This is a genomic window from Lichenibacterium minor (assembly GCF_004137685.1).
GTDB lineage: Bacteria > Pseudomonadota > Alphaproteobacteria > Rhizobiales > Beijerinckiaceae > Lichenihabitans > Lichenihabitans minor.
On sequence record NZ_QYBB01000124.1, the window covers coordinates 1 to 2,412 of the forward strand.

Here is a 2,412-nt window from a genome sequence, read left to right on the forward strand (position 1 = left end):
GCGGCGGGCTCCGCCATGTGCGGAGCTCCGCCCACCGCCCTCGACTCCAAAACTCCACCAGCTCCGTGGACGCTACCCTGACCCCGCGCCGGTGAGCCGCTTCGACGAGTGCCGGGATGTCCTGCATCTCCATGGTGATGGAGCCGGGACTTTCGCACCACAGCAGCGTGGTTTCGGGGCGGATGAGCCTATCGATACCCACTCCGACCATCGCAGGGTAGGTCTCGACGTCTACGCCGAGCTTCGCGAGTAGCCCTGAGGCGAGTTGTGCCGCGGGACGATAAGCGCTGTCGGGCACCAACACGTGCGACCCCGCCCGACAATGGGCCAGGAAAATAAGCGCGATGGCGGCTTGGCCGCCCGGCACCACAAAGGTCTGGTGGGCGCCCTCCAGCTCGGCGACCCGCCCCGCGAGTTCCCGGGTCGTGGGCGTCCCGTAAAGGCCGTAGGTGTAGCCGTTGTCCGCCGTCCAATCGTCACGCGCATCGGCAAGGCGATCGAAGACCACGGTTGATCCCCTGAGCACCGGCGTCGCCAGGGAGCGAAAGGCAGTCGACACTCGAACGTCCGAATGAATCAGGCGAGTCTTCCAACCCGTGCGCGGGACGCGTTCGGACATGATCATGCATCCTCAGGAATGCCGCAGTTCGGCCAGGGTGTTGGAGGGGTTCAGGTCGCGAAAGCCGGATCTTCGCGCATCAGCACGCGCTTGACGCTCTCCAGGTGCAGGCGGGCGCTCTCGGGATCGCCTTCGCGCATCTGGGCGGCGACGCGCCGGGCGACATCGGGATCGACAGCGCGCAGCGGCCGGCCGGTGCTCAGGGCTTTGACTTGCACCTCGGCGGCCCGCTCCAGGTAGTAGAGGTCGTCCCAAGCTTCGGCAATCGTCGGCCCCGTCACCATAACGCCGTGGTTGCGCAGGAACACCACGTCGGCGTCGCCGAGCGTCGCGGCGATGCGGTTGCCCTCGGTCGCGTCGAGCGCGAGGCCGTTGTAGCGCTCGTCGACGGCCGTGCGGCCGAGGAACTTGAGCGCCGTCTGCCCCGCAAAGGCGAGCGGCTCGCCCTCCACCATGCTGAGTGCCGTGGCGTTCGGCATGTGGGTATGAAACGCCGCGCGGGCGCGGGGCAGCGTGGCATGCAGCCGGGCGTGGATGAAGAAGGCCGTCGCCTCCGGCCGGCCCTCGCCCTCGACGACGTTTCCGTCGAAGTCGCAGACCAGCTGGCCGGACGCGGTGATCTCGGCGAAGGCGAACCCGTAGGGGTTGACCAGGAACAGGTCGTCCCGGCCCGGGACGAGGGCGGAGAAGTGGTTGCAGATGCCCTCCTCCAGCCCGAGTCGCGCCGCCATGCGGAAGCAGGCCGCGAGGTCGACCCGCGCCCGCAGCAGCGCGTCGCTATCGATTGGGCCGAGCGCGCGGCCCCCTCGGCCCTGCGCGGCGCCTAATTCATGTGCCATGTCGCTCCTCCTATCCGGCGCGGTTCACATCCAGCCCGCGTCGCGGAACAGCGACGGCAGGCCGTCGAGGCTCGGCAGCACGGCGCGGGGGCGGTAGCCGTTCGCCGGCCTGCGACCCGTGCCGCGATCGATCCACACGTCCCGCAGGCCGAGTTCGCGCGTGGCGACGAGGTCGAGGTGCGGGCTGGCGCAGACGTGCACCACGGCGTCGTCCCCGACACCGAGCGCGGCATGCGCGAAGTCGAAGATGCGCCGCGACGGCTTGTAGGCGCCGGCCTGCTCGGCCGTGACCACGCGGTCGATGGTGCCGCCGAGCTGGGCCACGTTGCCGGCGATCACGTCGTCGTCGGTGTTCGACACGATGCAGAGCCGGAAGCCGGACCGCTTCAGCGCGGCTAGCGTGTCGACGACCTCTGGAAAGGGCGGCATGCGGCCGATCGCGTCCGTCAGGACCGCGGCGTCGGCGGCGTCGACCTCCGCGCCGAGGTCGCGCAGGGCGAGCCCGAGCGCCTCCCCGGCGATGGCACGGAAGGTGCGGTGGGGCGGCGTCTGCTCCAGCGCGTGCTCGTGCCGGTCGTAGGTCGCGATCAGCCGCTCGGCGTCGACCGCCCTCGCCTTGCCGGCCAGGACGGTCGCCATGGCGGCTCGTAGGCCCTCATCCCACTGGATCAGCGTGCCGTAGCAGTCGAAGGTGAGCCAGGTCGGGCGGGGTGTTCCAGACAGCATGAATGGGATCCATGGACAGGTCGCGAGCGGAGCTGTAGCAGCGGATGCTGCCCATTCGGAAATTAGATGATCCGATGATGTCCATCGATTCTGCAAATGCCGCGTCGCTCGATCTCGACCTACTGCGCAGCTTCGTGGCCGTGGTGGACGCAGGCGGCTTCACGCGCGCGGGGGCCCGCGTGCACCGGACCCAGTCGACGGTCAGCCAGCAGATCCGCAAGCTGGAGG

Annotated in this window: 4 protein-coding genes; 1 reads left to right on the top strand and 3 read right to left on the bottom strand. The window is 69.4% G+C overall.

Annotated features, from left to right (window positions below):
• The 3 genes from D3273_RS27505 to D3273_RS27515 form a co-directional block, all read right to left on the bottom strand.
• Positions 1-619, bottom strand: a 619-nt coding sequence (locus D3273_RS27505; protein WP_207210933.1) for a PLP-dependent transferase, incomplete at its 3' end; no start/stop codon positions are given.
• A 50-nt stretch (positions 620-669) separates the two neighbouring features.
• A complete protein-coding gene (locus tag D3273_RS27510; protein ID WP_129230204.1) occupies positions 670-1,458 on the bottom strand; it encodes an aldolase in 789 nt (262 codons plus the stop codon).
• A gap of 24 nt (positions 1,459-1,482) precedes the next feature.
• Entirely contained in the window at positions 1,483-2,184 is a 702-nt protein-coding gene (locus D3273_RS27515) for a haloacid dehalogenase type II (RefSeq protein WP_129230206.1), read from the bottom strand.
• A gap of 77 nt (positions 2,185-2,261) precedes the next feature.
• Here D3273_RS27515 and D3273_RS27520 point away from each other — a divergent pair.
• Positions 2,262-2,412, top strand: a 151-nt coding sequence (locus D3273_RS27520; RefSeq protein WP_129230208.1) for a LysR family transcriptional regulator, incomplete at its 3' end; no start/stop codon positions are given.